Below are 16,543 nucleotides of genomic sequence, written 5' to 3'. Positions count from 1 at the left end.
GGCGTGATGGCAACATCGCGCCGTTTCTGTTTACGATGAGCTGATGTGGCGTCGAATCATCTATCATCCGGAAGTTAACTATGCGCTGCGGCAAACGCTGGTGCTGTGCCTGCCTGTGGCGCTCGGCTGGCTGTTTGGCGATCTGCAAAAAGGGCTGCTGTTCTCCCTGGTGCCGGCCTGCTGCAACATCGCCGGTCTGGATACGCCACACAAGCGGTTCTTCAAACGGCTGATTGTCGGCGGCGCACTGTTCGCCAGCGGCAGTTTTCTGATTCAGTACCTCACGGCTTACGCTGTGCCGCTGCCGCTGATTCTGCTGGTGTTGCCGCTGTTGGTGGGCGTGACCGGTGAAATCAGCCCGCTGCATGGTCGTTTGCTGCCCGGCACGCTGATCGCCGCCATCTTTACCTTAAGCCTCGTCGGCCGTATGCCGATGTGGGTCCCGCCGCTGCTGTATATCGGCGGGACGCTGTGGTACGGGCTGTTTAACTGGTTCTGGTTCTGGCTGTGGAAAGAGCAGCCGATGCGCGAGACCCTCAGCCTGCTGTACCGCGAGCTGGCCGATTACTGCGACGCCAAATACACCCTGCTGACGCAGCTGACCGATCCGGAAAAAGCGCTGCCGCCGCTACTGGCGCGCCAGCAGAAAGCGGTCGATCTGATCACCACCTGCTACCAGCAGATGCATATGCTGTCCGCCAGCCGTGATAACAGCCATAAACGCCTGACGCGCGCTTTCCAGGTCGCGCTCGATCTGCAGGAACATATCTCGGTCAGCCTGCACCAGCCGGAAGAGGTGCAAAAGCTGGTGGAGCAGAGCCACGCCGAGGCGGTGATCCGCTGGAACGCGAAAATCATTTCGGCACGGCTGCGCGTGCTGGCCGATGCCATTCTCTATCACCAGCTGCCGGAACGCTTCCACATGGAGAAGCCGCTCGGCGCGCTGGAGAAAATTGCCCGGCAGCACCCGGATAATCCGGTCGGTAATTTCTGCCTCTACCATTTCAGCCGCATCGCCCGCGTGCTGCGCACGCAGAAGCCACTGTACACCCGCGACCTGATGGCCGATCGCCAGCGCCGCCTGCCGCTGCTGCCGGCGCTGCGCAGCTACCTGTCGCTGAAATCTGCCGCGCTGCGGACGGCGGCGCGCTTCGCGGTGATGCTAATGTTCGGCAGCGCGCTGGCGCTGTTCTTCAATATTCCCAAGCCTTACTGGATTCTGATGACCATCATGTTTGTCAGCCAGAACGGCTACAGCGCCACGCGCGTGCGCATTCAGCACCGGGCGCTCGGCACCTTCGCCGGCTTGCTGATCGCCGCGGCGTCGCTGCGCTTTGCTGTTCCGGAGTCGATTGCCCTGCTGACCATGCTGGTCATCACGCTCGCCAGCTATCTGATCACGCGTAAATATTATGGCTGGTCGATGATTGGCTTTACGGTGACGGCGGTGTATTCGCTGCAGCTGCTGTCACTGAATGGCGCGCAGTTCCTGCTGCCACGCATGATGGATACGCTGATGGGCTGCCTGATTGCCTTCGCCGGTATGATCTGGCTATGGCCGCAGTGGCAGAGCGGGCTGCTGCGCAATAATGCGCACGATGCGCTGGAGGCTTATCAGGAGGCGCTGCGCCTGCTGCTCGGTCCGGAGCAGGCGCCGGAGAAGCTGGCGTATCAGCGCGTCAAGGTTAACCAGGCGCACAACGCGCTGTTTAACTCGCTCAACCAGGCGTCCACCGAACCGGGCTTTAACTTTCAGTATCTGAAAGATATGCGCCTGTGGGTGACTCACAGCCAGTTTATCGTCGAGCACATCAACGCCATGACCATTCTGGCGCGCGAGCACACCATGCTGACGCCAAAGCTGGCGGAGCGCTATTTGCAGTCCTGTGAAATCGCGCTGCAGCGCTGTCAGCAGCGGCTGGCTTACGACGGGCCGGGCAACGACAGCAATATTCTGGAAGCGCCGGAGAATCTGAATGAGGGGCCGGTGACGATTGTCGAACAGCATGTGAAGCGCATTCTGCAGCACCTCAATGTGATGCACACCATTTCTTCACTGGCGTGGAGCCAGCGCCCGCATCACGGCCGCTGGCTCAGCGTGCTGAAGCCGAAAGGTTAGTTCAGGACTTTCGCGATCGCCCGGGCAAAGCGCGCCATGCCTTCTGCGATATCGGTCGGCTCAATCACCAGCGACGGCACAAAGCGAATCACATCGCTGCCGGCGGTCAGTACCATCAGGCCTTCAGCGGCGGAAGCGTTGAGGATATCGCGCGCTTTGCTGGCGTGCTGCGCGTTGAGTACGGCACCCAGCAGCAGCCCTTTGCCCCGAATTTCACTGAAGATGTCGAACTGCTCATTGATTTTCTGCAGCGCCGAGACAAACTGCTCACGGCGCGCGTCGACACCATTCAGTACCTCGGGCGTATTGATGATATCCAGCGCGGTTTCGGCAATCGCACAGGCCAGCGGGTTGCCGCCGTAGGTGGTGCCGTGCACGCCCGGCGCCATCACCGAGGCGATTTCATGGGTGGTCAGCATCGCGCTCACCGGGAAACCGCCGCCCAGCGCTTTAGCGGTGGTGATGATATCTGGCTTGATACCATAGTGTTCGTAAGCAAACAGCTTACCGCTGCGGCCCATGCCGCTCTGCACTTCATCCAGCACCAGCAGCGCGTTGTGCTGATCGCACAGCGCACGCAATCCCTGCATGAATTCCGGCGTTGCCGGCATCACGCCGCCTTCCCCCTGAATCGGCTCCACCACAATCGCGCAGGTGTGGTCGTCAATTACCGCCTTCACCGCGGCCAGATCGTTAAACGGCACATGGACGATATCCGCCGGCTTCGGGCCAAAGCCATCGGAGTATTTCGGCTGACCGCCCACCGAGACGGTGAACAGCGTGCGGCCGTGGAAGGCGTTGTGGAAAGCGATAATTTTGCTTTTGAACGGGCTGTGCTTTTTGCAGGCGTAGTAGCGCGCCAGTTTGAACGCCGCTTCGTTCGCTTCGGCACCGGAGTTACCGAAGAATACCCGCTCGGCGAAGGTCGCCGCGATCAGTTTACTGGCGAGGCGCAGTGCCGGCTCATTGGTGAACACGTTACTGGTGTGCCACAGGGTTTCGCCCTGGCTTTTCAGCGTTTCCACCAGCGCCGGATGACAATGGCCAAGCGCGGTGACCGCGATACCACCGGAGAAGTCGATATACTCTTTGCCCTGCTGATCCCACACGCGGCTGCCTTTGCCTTTGACCGGCACAAACTGCGCAGGTGCATAAACAGGCAAAATAACGTTATCGAACGTTTCCCGGCTTACCGCTAGATTTTCCGCTGCCATTGATGACCTCATCGGGTTATTTGTTGAGCTGATGTGAAATTATAATCACAAAATATGCATAAAAAATCATGCAATGGCAAACGGAAGTTACGTATTGAGGAAATTCGCCAGCAGCTGATGTCCCTGCTCACTGAGAATGCTCTCCGGATGGAACTGCACGCCCTCCAGTGGCAGCGTACGATGGCGGAAGCCCATGATCTCATCGGCAACGCCATCGCGCAGGCTCCAGGCGGTGACTTCAAACTCCGGCGGCAGCGTGTCGCGCACCACAATCAGCGAGTGATAGCGCGTGACGGTCAGCGGATTATTCAGGTTGCGGAATACGCCCTGGCCGGTGTGCTGCACCGCAGAGGTTTTGCCGTGCATCACCTGGCGCGCGCGCACCACCTGCGCACCGTAGGCCTGCGCAATCGCCTGATGGCCAAGACAGACACCAAGAATCGGCAGCCGTCCGGCAAAGTGGCGGATCGCTGCCAGCGAGATGCCGGACTGATCCGGCGTGCAGGGGCCCGGCGAGATCACCAGATGGCTCAGCGGCAGCGCCGTCATCTCTTCCAGCGTCATTGCATCGTTGCGCACCACACGCACCTGCGCGCCCAGTTCACAGAAGTACTGGTAGAGATTCCAGGTAAAGGAGTCGTAGTTATCAATTAGCAGCAGCATAATGCCCTCAGGCCAGTAAAACCGCCGCTATTCTACGCATTTTAACGCGCCGGACTCACCACTTTCGCAAACTGCGCATTGAGCGGCGCGAGATCGCCGCCAACGCCGGCGACGATGGCCTGGTGCCAGCTTTCAGGCTCCAGCGTATCCCAGTTCAGCAGATAGCCCGCGTGCAGCGCCAGCTGTTCGAAAAAGATGCGCTGTGCCCGCCCGTTACCGGCACGGAACGGATGCAGAACATAGATTTCACAGTAGTAATGCGCGATGCGTGCCACGAAGGTCTGCGGGTCGAGGTCGCACAGGCCCTCTTCCTCCTCCAGTGCGCTCATCAGCGCATTGCCCTCGTTCTCGATATACTCGCAGTGGCAATAGGGCGTGTCGTCGCGCCAGATGTCGATGGTACGCAGTTCGCCGGCCCAGCTGTAGATATCCTGAAACAGCGTGCGGTGAATGTGGCGCAGGTGCGGCAGGCCAGGCGTGGCCGGTCCGAGCGCCAGCGTGGCCAGCCGCGCCGCGCTGAATGCCAGCTCGGCTTTACGCAGCTGCGCCACGTCGTGAATTTCCAGCAGGTTTTTCAGCACGTCATCGTTGTGCCACAAATAGGGATCGCGCACCGCCAGGCTGTTATCCGCCATATTGCCTCCTCAGCGATGCCAGACGATCGTCCGCCTGGGCGCTCTCGACGGCTGGTTCATTCAGCGTATAACCGGCCAGTTTGCAGCTGGCCTGATAATTGGCCGCACGGGTTTGCTGCCACAACGTGATTTTCTGTTTTTCGGTGAGTTTGCTGCTCATAGCGCCTCCGGCAAGCAGGATGTGCCCTAAGTATAAGAGCAAATTTCAGCTTTGCCGGAGCGCGGCAGACGGCGCCACCCAGGGGTGGCGCGCAGAGGGATTACGGCAGGACTTTCGCGGAAGTGATAACAATCGGTTTTGACGGCACATTCTGGTATGGCCCGACATCTTTGGTCGGCACCTGGGCGATCTTGTCGATCACATCCATGCCTTTCACTACTTTACCAAACACCGCATAGCCGAAGTCGCGCTGGCCGTGGTCAAGAAAAGCGTTGTCCGCCACGTTCAGGAAGAACTGGCTGGTGGCACTGTCTTTCTCAGCGGTACGCGCCATAGAAATGGTGCCACGCAGGTTGCGCAGGCCGTTATCCGCTTCGTTTTTGATCGGCGCGTTGGTCTGCTTCTGCTGCATATCCGCCGTGAAGCCGCCGCCCTGAATCATGAAACCCGGGATCACACGATGGAAAATGGTGTTGTTGTAGAAGCCGTTATTCACGTAATCCACAAAGTTTTTTACTGAAACCGGGGCTTTCTGATTATCCAGTTCAAGTTCGATATTGCCCGCAGAGGTGGTGAGCAGCACGTGCGTATCCCCTTTCGCCGCCAGAGCCGAAGCAGATACAGAAGAGAGCGCTAACAGGGCAACCGCCGCTGTCAAAGTACGTTTAAGCATGAAAGATTCCTTACCTTGGAGAGCAAGCTCAAAAACGAGATTGATTGTAAAGAGCATGTAATACAAGAGCCAGCGTTTTACCTATATTTACGCTGATGTTGCTATCGTCATACTTTTCCCGTCGCGCAATCATTTGCGTGACGAAAATCACACTATTAATGAAATATTTCTCGCACGTTTCACTGCTTGTTTATTACGATCACAGATCCATTTACAATTCATGACACTTTTTGCCACGTCGGCGCATCACAGGTTCAGAACATGACAAACCGTAATCGCATTGGCCTTACCTGGATCAGCTTTTTCTCCTATGCGCTCACCGGCGCACTGGTGATCGTTACCGGTATGGTGCTGGATAATATTGCCCAGTATTTCCAGCTGCCCATCTCCGAGATGAGCAACACCTTCACTTTCCTTAACGCCGGTATTCTGGCGGCGGTGTTCCTGAACGCCTGGCTGATGGTGATTGTGCCACTCAAGCGCCAGCTGATCTTTGGCTTTGTGCTGATGATCCTCGCCGTGGCCGGGCTGATGACCAGCCATAACCTCACGGTGTTCTCGCTGTGCATGTTCGTGCTCGGCGTGGTCAGCGGTATCACCATGTCGATCGGCACCTTCCTGATTACCCATCTGTACGATGGTCGCCAGCGCGGTTCCCGTCTGCTGTTTACCGACTCGTTCTTTAGCATGGCCGGCACCATCTTCCCGATTATCGCGGGCATTCTGCTGGCGCGCGCGCTGCCGTGGTACTGGGTTTACGCCTGCATTGGCGTGATCTACGTGGCGATCTTCATCCTGACGCTGATGGTCGAGTTCCCGGTACTGAAGAGCGAAGCCGCGGTGCAGGGCGGCGAAAAAGAGAAGTGGGGCATCGGCGTGCTGTTCCTGTCGATCGCGGCACTGTGCTACATCCTCGGCCAGCTCGGCTTCATCTCCTGGGTGCCGGAATACGCCACCAAATCGATGGGCATGGATATCGCCGCCGCCGGTCAGCTGGTCGGTAACTTCTGGACCGCCTATATGGTCGGCATGTGGGCGTTCAGCTTCCTGCTGCGCTTCTTCGACCTGCAACGCATTCTGGTGGTGCTGGCGCTGCTGGCCACCGGCCTGATGTTCTGGTTCGTGAAAACCACCGATGCCAGCATGCTGCACTGGATCATTATGTCGCTTGGCTTCTTCTCCAGCGCCATTTACACCACCATCATCACGCTGGGCTCGCTGCAGACCAAAGCGTCATCGCCGAAGCTGGTGAACTTCATCCTCACCTGCGGCACCGTCGGCACCATGCTGACCTTCGTGGTCACCGGCCCGATCGTGGCCAAAGGCGGTGCCCACGCGGCGCTGTCCACCGCGAACGCGCTGTACGCGGTGGTGTTTGTGATGTGTGTGCTGCTCGGCTTTGTCACCAAACATCGCCAGCACGCTCACCAGACTGCCTGATCCCCGAGCGGCGCGAAGCCTCGCGCCGCTATTCCCCTTCCCGCTCCCTTAACGCCGGAACGTCACCGCTTCGCTAGCACCGAGATAAATTTCACTGCTTGCCGGCTGTGTGGCCGCCACCAGCACGCCCTTACGCAGCGAATAGCGCACCGGCACCTGACGGCGCAGCGCATCGAACCCGTTATCAGCAGGCAAAATAATCAGGCTGGCCGCGTTGCCTACCTGCACGCCATAATCCGCCAGCTGCATGGTTTTGGCACTGTTGTGCGTGATGAGTTGCAGACCGCTGTCGATCTGCTCATAGCCCATCAGCTGACAGACGTGCAGCCCCATGTGCAGCACCTGCAGCATGCTGGCGGTGCCGAGCGGATACCAGGGATCGAACACATCATCATGGCCGAAGCAGACGTTGATACCCGCCTCCAGCAGCTCTTTCACCCGCGTCACGCCGCGCCGTTTCGGGTAGCTGTCAAAGCGTCCCTGCAGATGAATATTCACCAGCGGATTGGCGACAAAGTTAATCTGCGACAGCTTCAGCAGGCGGAACAGCCGTGAGGTATAGGCGTTATTGTACGAATGCATCGCCGTGGTGTGGCTGGCGGTGACGCGGACGCCCATGCCTTCGCGGTGCGCCAGCGCCGCCACGGTCTCGACAAAGCGCGACTGCTCATCATCAATCTCGTCACAGTGCACGTCCACCAGCCGGTCATAGCGCTGCGCCAGCGCAAACGCCTTGTGCAGTGATTCGACGCCATATTCGCGGGTAAATTCATAATGCGGGATCGCGCCCACGACGTCGGCACCGAGGCGCAGCGCCTCTTCCAGCAGCGCTTCGCCGTTGGGATAAGAAAGAATACCTTCCTGCGGAAAGGCCACGATCTGGATATCGATCCACGGCGCCATCTCCGCTTTCACCTCCAGCATCGCGGTTAAGGCGGTCAGCGTGGGATCGGACACATCCACGTGGGTACGCACGTGCTGAATGCCGTTGGCAATTTGCCACTTCAGCGTCTGCCGCGCGCGCTGCTTCACATCCTCATGGCTGAGCAGTGCCTTGCGTTCAGCCCAGCGCTCAATGCCTTCAAACAGCGTGCCGGACTGATTCCACGCCGGTTCGCCAGCGGTTTGCGTGGTGTCGAGATGAATATGCGGCTCGATAAACGGCGCGCTCGCCAGGCCACCGGCGGCATCCAGCGCATCCGGCTGGGCGGCCGCGTGCGGCGGCTGCGGAATAATGGCGCTGATGTTGCCGTGGCGAATTTCGATCTGCCATAAACCCGGTTGGCCTGCCAGGCGCAGGTTGTTTATCCACTTAAACGCTTGCTGGGTCATATCCTTCTCCGCTGAAAACGCAACATCTTAAGCTAGCACGAAAAACGGCCGCGCCGCTGGCAACTTTTCTGCCGCCATTGGGTAATTTTCAACCAAATAAAAGACTTAGATAAAAACGCGTAAAATCAGCAACATACCTCTAAATGGGTATATAAAGCCGCAGTTGATGTACGTCAATAAGCGCCAGAAACAGCGCGCTAAGGTAGGCGCAGATCCCGCAAATTTTGAGGCAAGCATGAGCAAGCACAGTGTCGTTATTATTGGCAACGGCATGGTTGGCCACCGCTTTATCGAAGAACTGATCGACAAAGCCGCCCCTGAGCAGTTCGCGATAACCGTTTTCTGTGAAGAGCCCCGCGTCGCCTATGACCGCGTCCATCTCTCCGCCTACTTTTCCCACCACACCGCCGAAGAACTCTCACTGGTGCGCGAAGGCTACTACGAAAAGCATCAGGTCAATCTGCTGCTCGGCGAGCGCGCCATTACCCTCAACCGTGAGGAAAAGCTGATTCACTCCAACACCGGTCGTGCGGTGCATTACGATACGCTGATTCTGGCCACCGGTTCTTATCCGTGGATCCCGCCGATCGCCGGCGCGGAGGGCAGCGACTGCTTTGTCTATCGCACCATCGAAGATCTCAACGCCATTGAAGCCTGCGCGCGCCGCAGCAAACGCGGTGCGGTGATTGGCGGCGGTCTGCTCGGACTGGAAGCGGCGGGCGCGCTGAAAAATCTCGGCATTGAAACGCACGTGATTGAGTTTGCGCCGGTGCTGATGGCGGAACAGCTGGATACACAGGGCGGCGAACAGCTGCGGCGTAAGATCGAACAGATGGGCGTGCAGGTCCATACCGGCAAAAATACCCGGCAGATTGTGCATCACGCTAAGGGCGGTAAAACGCTGGCGTTCGCCGATGGCAGCGCGCTCGACGTCGACTTCATCGTCTTCTCCACCGGCATTCGTCCGCAGGATAAGCTGGCGCAACAGTGCGGCCTGGCGCTCGGCCAGCGCGGTGGCGTTGCCATCAACGATCGCTGCCAGACCAGCGATGCGGCGATCTACGCGATTGGGGAATGCGCCGCCTGGCAGGATCGGATTTATGGTCTGGTGGCGCCGGGCTACAAAATGGCGCAGGTCGCCAGCGATGCGCTGGTCGGGCGTGACAGCGTCTTTGCCGGTGCCGATATGAGCGCCAAACTCAAGCTGCTGGGCGTGGACGTCGGCGGCATTGGCGATGCGCATGGCCGCACGCCGGGCGCGCGCAGTTACATCTGGCTCGATGAACAGCAGCACGTGTATAAGCGCCTGATCGCCAGCGAAGACAACAAAACTCTGCTCGGCGCGGTGCTGGTGGGCGACACCAGCGACTACGGCAATCTGCTGCAGCTGGCGCTCAATCGCATCGCCTTACCGGAAAACCCGGCGCTGCTGATTCTGCCGGCGGGCAGCGGCGAAAAACCGGCGCTGGGCGTCGATTCGCTGCCGGACAGCGCGCAAATCTGCTCCTGCTTTGACGTCAGCAAAGGCGATATCGTTAACGCGGTGCAGGCGGGTTGCCACACCGTGGCGGCGCTGAAAGCCGAAACCCGCGCCGGTACCGGCTGCGGCGGCTGCATCCCGTTGATTACGCAGGTGCTGAACGCTGAGCTGAGCCGTCAGGGCATCGAAGTCAATCATCACCTGTGCGAGCATTTCGCCTATTCGCGCCAGGAGCTGTATCACCTGATCCGCGTGGAGGAGATCAAGTCGTTTGACGCGCTGCTGGCGAAATATGGCCAGGGTTACGGCTGTGAAGTGTGTAAACCGACCGTCGGATCGCTGCTGGCCTCCTGCTGGAACGAATACATCCTCAAGCCGCAGCACACGCCGCTGCAGGACAGCAACGATCTCTATCTCGGCAATATCCAGAAAGATGGTACCTACTCGGTGATTCCGCGCACCGCCGGCGGTGAAATCACGCCGCAGGGGCTGATGACGCTGGGCGAAGTGGCGCGGCAGTACAACCTTTACACCAAAATCACCGGCTCACAGCGCATCGGCCTGTTTGGGGCGCAGCGCGACGACCTGCCGGCCATCTGGTCACAGCTGATTGCCGCCGGCTTTGAAACCGGACAGGCTTACGCCAAAGCGCTGCGCATGGCGAAAACCTGCGTCGGCAGCAGCTGGTGCCGCTATGGCGTTGGCGACAGCCTCGGCTTCGGCATTGAGCTGGAAAACCGCTACAAAGGCATCCGCACGCCGCACAAGATGAAGTTTGGCGTCTCTGGCTGTACCCGTGAATGCGCCGAAGCGCAGGGCAAAGATGTCGGCGTCATCGCCACCGAAAAAGGCTGGAACCTGTACGTGTGCGGCAACGGCGGCATGAAACCGCGCCACGCCGATCTGCTGGCGGCTGACCTCGACCGCGACACGCTGCTGCAGTATCTCGACCGCTTCATGATGTTTTACATCCGCACCGGCGACCGGCTGCAGCGCACTTCGCTGTGGCTGGAGAGCATGGACGGCGGCATCGACTATCTGCGCAGCGTGATTATCGACGACCGGCTCGGCCTTAACGCGCAGCTGGAGCAGGAGCTGACGCGTCTGCGCGCTGACGTCCGCTGTGAATGGACCGCCACGGTTAACGACCCGCAGCAGCAGGCGCACTTCGCCACGTTTATTAACAGCCCGCAGCGCGACCCGCTGGTGCAGCACGTCAGTGAACGCGAGCAGCATCGCCCGGCGCGTCCGGCGGAGCGCATCGCTATTACCCTGATCGAGGAGGCTGACGCATGAGCCAGTGGTACACCGTGTGTGAACTCACACAAATCCTGCCCGCTACCGGCGTGTGCGCGCTGGTTAACGGCCAGCAGATCGCCATCTTTCGCCCGCGCGACGATGCGCAGCTGTACGCTCTGAGCAACATCGACCCGTTTGCTGAGGCCAGCGTGTTATCGCGCGGCCTGATCGCCGAACACCAGCACACGCTGTGGGTCGCCAGCCCACTGAAAAAACAGCGTTTTCGCCTGAGTGATGGCGTTTGTCTGGAAGATGAAAGCCGCTCGGTGGCGAGCTATGCGGTGCGCGTCAGCAACGGCCAGGTCGAAGTCTGCGCCTGACAGAATTCCTTCACTTTATGAGACGTCACTATGTTTTCTGACACCCTGAACACCTGCGCCGCCAATGCGGCGCGCATTGTACGCACCGCGCAGCACAGCCCGCTGGCCTTCTGGATTGGATCGGCGATGGCCGGCGCTTATGTTGGCCTGGCGATCATCCTGATCTTCACCCTCGGTAATCTGGCGGACCCGGCATATCGTCCACTGCTGATGGGCGCCACCTTCGGTATTGCCCTGACGCTGGTCATCATCGCCGGTTCCGAGCTATTTACCGGTCATACCATGTTCCTCACCGTGGGCGTCAAAGCCGGCACCATCAGCCACGGCCAGATGTGGTGCGTGCTGCCGCAAACCTGGCTGGGTAACCTGATCGGCTCAGTGTTTGTCGCCCTGCTCTACTACTACGCCGCTGGTGCGCTGCTGCCGAACGCCGGCTCGCTGATCCACAGCGTAGCGCTGGCAAAAACCACGCAGACGGCGATGGCGCTGTTCTTTAAAGGCGCGCTGTGCAACTGGCTGGTGTGTCTGGCGATCTGGATGGCAGTGCGCAGCGAAGGGGCCGCGAAGTTCATCGCTATCTGGTGGTGCCTGCTGGCGTTTATCGCCTCCGGTTACGAGCACTCCATCGCCAACATGACGGTATTTGCGCTGTCGTGGTTTGGCCAGCACAGCGCCGACCTGACGCTGCGCGGCATCGGCCACAACCTGCTGTGGGTGACGCTCGGCAATATGTTCTCTGGCATGGTGCTGATGGGCCTCGGCTACTGGTATGCCACGCCGCAGGCGCAGCGCCCGCAGACGCAAGCCCAGGCTTCGCCGCTGAAATCGGTATAATCCCTTCCACAGCCCGCACCGTGCGGGCTTTTTTTCAGGATTCGTTATGGATTACTTTCCGCTGTTTTGTCGGCTGCAAGGCAAGCGTTGTTTACTGGTTGGCGCAGGCGATGTGGCTGAACGCAAAGCGCGTTTGCTGCTGGAAGCCGGCGCAGAGCTGTACGTCGGCGCGCGGGATTTTTCCCCGGCGTTTCAGCTGTGGGCTCAACAGGGAAAAGTGACGTTACTGCACGGCGCCTTTGCCGATGACTGGCTGGATGAATGCTGGCTGGCGATTGCGGCTACCAACGATGATGCCGTCAATCAGCAGGTGGCTGACGCCGCCGAACAGCGCCGCCTCTTCTGTAACCTGGTGGATGCGCCGCAGCAGGCCAGCGCCATTATGCCGTCGATCGTCGACCGCTCGCCGCTGATGATCGCCGTCTCTTCCGGAGGCCGCGCGCCGGTGCTGGCGCGTCTGCTGCGTGAGAAGCTGGAGGCAATGCTGCCCCAGCATCTCGGCGAACTGGCTGCGCTGGCGGGCTCACTGCGCGAGCGAGTGAAGCAGCATTTTAGCGCCATGGCGCCACGCCGCGCCTTCTGGGAGCGCTTCTTTGCCAGCGATCGGCTGGCCCAAACGCTGGCCAACGGCGATCGGGCACGCGCTGCCGCGCAGGTCGATGCCTTGTTTGCGGCGCCGCTGACGCAGCAGGGCGAAGTCGTGCTGGTCGGCGCCGGGCCGGGCGATGCCGGTCTGCTGACGCTGAAAGGGTTGCAGGCTATCCAGCAGGCTGATGTGGTGGTGTATGACCGGCTGGTGTCGGAGCCGATTCTTAATCTGGTGCGGCGCGATGCCGAACGCCTCTTCGTGGGTAAGCAGGCGGGCCATCACTGCGTGCCGCAGGAACAAATCAACCAGCTGCTGCTGGAGCAGGCGCAGCGCGGCAAGCGTGTGGTGCGCCTCAAAGGCGGCGATCCCTTTATTTTTGGCCGCGGCGGCGAAGAGCTGGAGGTGCTGGCGCAGCATAACATCCCGTTCAGCGTGGTGCCGGGCATCACCGCCGCCTCCGGCTGTGCCGCCTACAGCGGTATTCCCCTCACCCACCGCGACCATGCCCAGAGCGTGCGCTTCGTCACCGGCCATCTGCAGCAGCACGGCGAAATGGAGTGGGGCAAACTGGCGGCGGAGCAGCAGACGCTGGTGTTTTATATGGGCCTCAGCCAGGCGGCCGACATTCAGCAGCAGCTGTTACGGCACGGGATGGACGCAGCGATGCCGGTGGCTATCGTGCAGCACGGCACCACGCCGCAGCAGCGCGTCGCCTGCGCCACGCTGCAGGAGCTGGCGACCCTGGCACAGCAGTTTGCCAGTCCGGCGCTGATCATTGTGGGCCGCGTGGTCAGCCTGCGCACGCAGCTGCGCTGGTTCTGATGCGGTAAAATACTGTACAGCGCTGCGCTTTGCCGCCAGACTGAGCAGCCAAATCAATCACAAGGAGTTTCCATGCGCATTATTTCTCTGGCCGCGGCGCTGCTGATGCCGCTGAGCGTGGCGGTGAGTGCCGCCCCGGTAACGTGGTCATCGGTCACGGGCGAATGGCAGGTGGTTGCCGTGACGCCGAAAAAGGAGAACGGCCAGATTTACATCAAAAACGATCCGCAGTTTATGGGCGCGCGCGTGGCGTTTAAACCCAATGCGATTAGCTGGACGCGCGGCACTGCCGAACGCGCCATTAATCCGGCGACCGACAATTGCCAGGGCAAACCGCGCCTGAGCGCCGCCAGCGGGGCCGGACAGGATCGTGATTTCAGCTTTCGCTATGGCTTCAACGTGCACTGTGGCAATCAGGCGTGGGGACCGGCACCGGGCGCGGTACTGAGCGTGCTGGCCGACGGCAATGCGCGGCTATTCTGGGATGGCGCAGAGCTGACGCTGCATCGGGTGAAGTAAAGCCTGCGGGGCGCGTTGTGCCGCGCCCCGGCAAACCGGCTTATGGCTGCGCCACGAAGCCTACGGCGTCATACACTTTCTTCAGCGTTTCCTGGGCATGCGCACGGGCTTTCGCTGCGCCATCACGCATCACCTGGTTGAGGAACGCTTCGTCATTGCGGAAGCGGTGATAACGCTCCTGCAGCTCAGTCAGCATCTCAGACACAGCATCAGCCACCGCACCTTTCAGGTGACCATACATTTTACCTTCGAACTCCTGCTCCAGCTGCGCAATCGGCTTACCGGTCACGCCGGACAGAATGTCCAGCAGGTTTGACACACCCGCTTTCTCTTTGATGTCGTAACGCACTACCGGCGGCTCTTCCGAGTCGGTCACTGCGCGCTTGATCTTCTTCACCACCGATTTGGTGTCTTCCAGCAGACCAATCACGTTGTTACGGTTATCATCGGATTTCGACATCTTCTTCGTCGGCTCCAGCAGTGACATCACGCGCGCGCCGGACTTCGGAATAAACGGCTCAGGAATTTTAAACACGTCGCCGTACAGGGCATTGAAGCGCGCGGCGATATCGCGGCTCAGCTCAAGGTGCTGCTTCTGATCTTCGCCGACCGGCACCTGGTTAGTCTGATACAGCAGAATATCGGCCGCCATCAGCACCGGATAATCGAACAGGCCGGCGTTAATGTTCTCTTCGTAACGTGCCGATTTGTCCTTGAACTGCGTCATGCGGCTCAGTTCGCCGAAGTAGGCGTAGCAGTTCAGTACCCAGCTCAGCTGGGCGTGCTCCGGTACGTGCGACTGCACGAAGATAGTGCTTTTTTCCGGATCGATACCGCAGGCAAGATACAGCGCCAGCGTATCCAGCGTGGCTTTGCGCAGCGCGGCCGGGTCCTGACGAACGGTGATGGCGTGCAGATCGACGATGCAGTAAATGCAGTGGAAATCATCCTGCATCTGCACCCACTGACGCAGCGCACCCATGTAGTTGCCAATGGTCAGTTCACCGGAAGGCTGGGCGCCGCTGAAAACGATGGGTTTGCTCATGTTATGTCCTGATAATCACAGCCCGAGAACGGGCAAAAGTTCGCTAAAAGTATCGAGAGTTAAATCGGGCTGGCTGGTGGCAATCGGCTCACCGTAGTTGTAGCCGAAGGTCATCGCAACGTTTGGCACGCCCGCCGCCTGGGCAGCGAGAATATCATTGCGCGAATCACCGACAAACAGCAATTGTCCTGGAAGCACGCCGAAACGGCCGAGAACGAGGAAAATCGCCGCCGGATGTGGTTTTTTCACCACCACATCGTCGCCGCCGATGATCAGAGAAAAGTAGTCGGCAATGCCGAGCGACTGCAGCAGCGGAGCAACAAACGGTGTGGGTTTGTTGGTGACGATGGCCAGCGGCAGACCGCTGGCATGCAGCGCAGCCAGCGTCTCCTGCACCTGTGGAAACAGCGTACTGCCAGCTTCCACCGTCGCGGCGTAATGTTTGTCGAACAGCGCACGCGCGTCGCGCTGCTCGTCGGCGTGCGGCTCACGGCCCAGCGCCCAGCTGAGCGCCCGCGCCATCATGATGTCCGCACCGTTGCCAATCCAGGTTGAAACGCGCTCAACGCCCGCGGGCGGCAGCTGCAAATCGGCCAGCGCCAGATCGATCGCCTGTGCCAGGCCTGGCGCGCTGTGCACCAGCGTGCCATCGAGATCGAACGCCAGCGCGCGAATATCAGTGAAATGAGCCATTAACTTTCTCCAGTTCGCTGCGCATCTCATCGATCACCTTCTTGTAATCCGGATGACCGAAGATCGCCGAGCCGGCAACAAACATATCAGCCCCGGCCGCCGCGATCTGACCGATGTTATCGATCTTCACGCCGCCATCCACTTCCAGACGGATTTGGTAACCGCTCTGGTCAATGCGACGACGCGCTTCGCGCAGTTTATCCAGCGTGCCCGGAATAAAGGACTGGCCGCCGAAGCCGGGGTTCACTGACATCAGCAGAATGATGTCGAGCTTATCCATCACGTAATCGAGATAGCTGAGCGGCGTTGCCGGATTGAACACCAGACCGGCTTTACAGCCGTGCTCTTTGATCAGCTGCAGCGTACGGTCAACGTGCTCGCTGGCTTCGGGATGGAAAGTAATGAAGCTGGCACCCGCTTTGGCGAATTCCGGGATCAGCGCATCGACCGGTTTGACCATCAGATGCACATCGATGGGCGCGGTGATGCCGTAATCGCGCAGCGCTTTCAGCACCATTGGCCCCATGGTCAGATTGGGAACATAGTGGTTGTCCATCACATCGAAATGCACCACGTCGCCACCGGCTTCCAGCGCTTTAGCGGTATCTTCGCCCAGGCGGGCAAAATCAGCGGCAAGGATTGATGGGGCCAGTAAAAATTGTTTCATCCGAATCTCCCAATTTTGTGCGCCAGCCGGAGCTGGCGT

At 59.7% G+C, this 16,543-nt stretch carries 16 protein-coding genes; 7 read left to right on the top strand and 9 right to left on the bottom strand.

Annotated elements, in window-relative coordinates; genetic code table 11:
* Positions 1-43 precede the first annotated feature (43 nt).
* Entirely contained in the window at positions 44-2,119 is a 2,076-nt protein-coding gene (locus C1N60_RS01390; RefSeq protein WP_021507439.1) for a YccS/YhfK family putative transporter, read from the top strand.
* Here C1N60_RS01390 and C1N60_RS01385 read toward each other — a convergent pair.
* From C1N60_RS01385 to ppiA, 5 genes are all read right to left on the bottom strand, one after another.
* Entirely contained in the window at positions 2,116-3,333 is a 1,218-nt protein-coding gene (locus C1N60_RS01385) for a bifunctional acetylornithine/succinyldiaminopimelate transaminase (protein ID WP_059012478.1), read from the bottom strand. The two genes, C1N60_RS01390 and C1N60_RS01385, sit on opposite strands and share 4 nt — an antisense overlap.
* A gap of 87 nt (positions 3,334-3,420) precedes the next feature.
* Positions 3,421-3,996 carry an aminodeoxychorismate synthase component II gene (locus C1N60_RS01380; RefSeq protein WP_394521305.1) on the bottom strand — a complete coding sequence of 192 codons (576 nt, stop codon included), beginning with the start codon at positions 3,994-3,996 and terminating at the stop codon, positions 3,421-3,423.
* 41 nt (positions 3,997-4,037) lie between these two features.
* Positions 4,038-4,631, bottom strand: coding sequence for a putative adenosine monophosphate-protein transferase Fic (locus tag C1N60_RS01375; protein WP_021313655.1), 594 nt, complete (start codon positions 4,629-4,631; stop codon positions 4,038-4,040).
* Positions 4,621-4,791, bottom strand: a complete 171-nt coding sequence (locus C1N60_RS01370) for a YhfG family protein (RefSeq protein WP_021507436.1) — start codon at positions 4,789-4,791, stop codon at positions 4,621-4,623. The genes C1N60_RS01375 and C1N60_RS01370 overlap by 11 nt, the downstream gene beginning before the upstream one ends.
* Positions 4,792-4,891: 100 nt before the next feature.
* Positions 4,892-5,464 (bottom strand): peptidylprolyl isomerase A, encoded by a 573-nt coding sequence (gene ppiA / locus C1N60_RS01365; RefSeq protein WP_021507435.1) that lies wholly within the window; start codon positions 5,462-5,464, stop codon positions 4,892-4,894.
* Positions 5,465-5,725: 261 nt separating this feature from the next.
* On the opposite strand from ppiA, the gene tsgA reads away from it, so the two are divergent.
* Positions 5,726-6,904, top strand: coding sequence for an MFS transporter TsgA (tsgA, locus tag C1N60_RS01360; protein ID WP_021507434.1), 1,179 nt, complete (start codon positions 5,726-5,728; stop codon positions 6,902-6,904).
* 48 nt (positions 6,905-6,952) lie between these two features.
* Here tsgA and C1N60_RS01355 read toward each other — a convergent pair whose 3' ends face one another.
* Positions 6,953-8,236, bottom strand: a complete 1,284-nt coding sequence (locus C1N60_RS01355; protein ID WP_394517031.1) for a cytosine deaminase — start codon at positions 8,234-8,236, stop codon at positions 6,953-6,955.
* Positions 8,237-8,471: 235 nt separating this feature from the next.
* Here C1N60_RS01355 and nirB point away from each other — a divergent pair, with 235 nt between their 5' ends.
* The 5 genes from nirB (at position 8,472) to C1N60_RS01330 (ending at position 14,099) form a co-directional block, all read left to right on the top strand.
* Positions 8,472-11,012: a nitrite reductase large subunit NirB gene (gene nirB, locus C1N60_RS01350; RefSeq protein ID WP_394521304.1), complete on the top strand. Its 2,541-nt coding sequence runs from the start codon at positions 8,472-8,474 to the stop codon at positions 11,010-11,012.
* Complete coding sequence (gene nirD, locus C1N60_RS01345) at positions 11,009-11,335, top strand: nitrite reductase small subunit NirD (protein WP_021507431.1); 327 nt, start codon at positions 11,009-11,011, stop codon at positions 11,333-11,335. Before nirB ends, nirD begins: the two co-directional genes overlap by 4 nt.
* A 30-nt stretch (positions 11,336-11,365) precedes the next feature.
* Complete coding sequence (nirC, locus tag C1N60_RS01340) at positions 11,366-12,169, top strand: nitrite transporter NirC (RefSeq protein WP_021507430.1); 804 nt, start codon at positions 11,366-11,368, stop codon at positions 12,167-12,169.
* A gap of 46 nt (positions 12,170-12,215) precedes the next feature.
* Complete coding sequence (gene cysG / locus C1N60_RS01335; RefSeq protein ID WP_021507429.1) at positions 12,216-13,580, top strand: siroheme synthase CysG; 1,365 nt, start codon at positions 12,216-12,218, stop codon at positions 13,578-13,580.
* 72 nt (positions 13,581-13,652) lie between these two features.
* The gene (locus tag C1N60_RS01330) at positions 13,653-14,099 is read left to right on the top strand and encodes a hypothetical protein (protein ID WP_021507428.1); all 447 of its coding nucleotides are present in this window, start codon (positions 13,653-13,655) and stop codon (positions 14,097-14,099) included.
* Between the two features lie 40 nt (positions 14,100-14,139).
* Here C1N60_RS01330 and trpS read toward each other — a convergent pair whose 3' ends face one another.
* Genes trpS through rpe form a run of 3 tightly spaced genes read right to left on the bottom strand, consistent with a single transcriptional unit; the run spans position 14,140 to position 16,504 of the window.
* Positions 14,140-15,144 (bottom strand): tryptophan--tRNA ligase, encoded by a 1,005-nt coding sequence (gene trpS, locus C1N60_RS01325; protein ID WP_021507427.1) that lies wholly within the window; start codon positions 15,142-15,144, stop codon positions 14,140-14,142.
* Between the two features lie 15 nt (positions 15,145-15,159).
* Complete coding sequence (locus C1N60_RS01320) at positions 15,160-15,837, bottom strand: phosphoglycolate phosphatase (RefSeq protein ID WP_104094147.1); 678 nt, start codon at positions 15,835-15,837, stop codon at positions 15,160-15,162.
* Positions 15,821-16,504 (bottom strand): ribulose-phosphate 3-epimerase, encoded by a 684-nt coding sequence (gene rpe, locus C1N60_RS01315; RefSeq protein WP_021507425.1) that lies wholly within the window; start codon positions 16,502-16,504, stop codon positions 15,821-15,823. Before rpe ends, C1N60_RS01320 begins: the two co-directional genes overlap by 17 nt.
* Positions 16,505-16,543: the final 39 nt, after the last annotated feature.

The organism is Pantoea sp. SGAir0184, from assembly GCF_043544755.1.
Note: the sequence above shows the minus strand (reverse complement) of the source record. Positions and strands in the feature narration are given on the sequence as shown.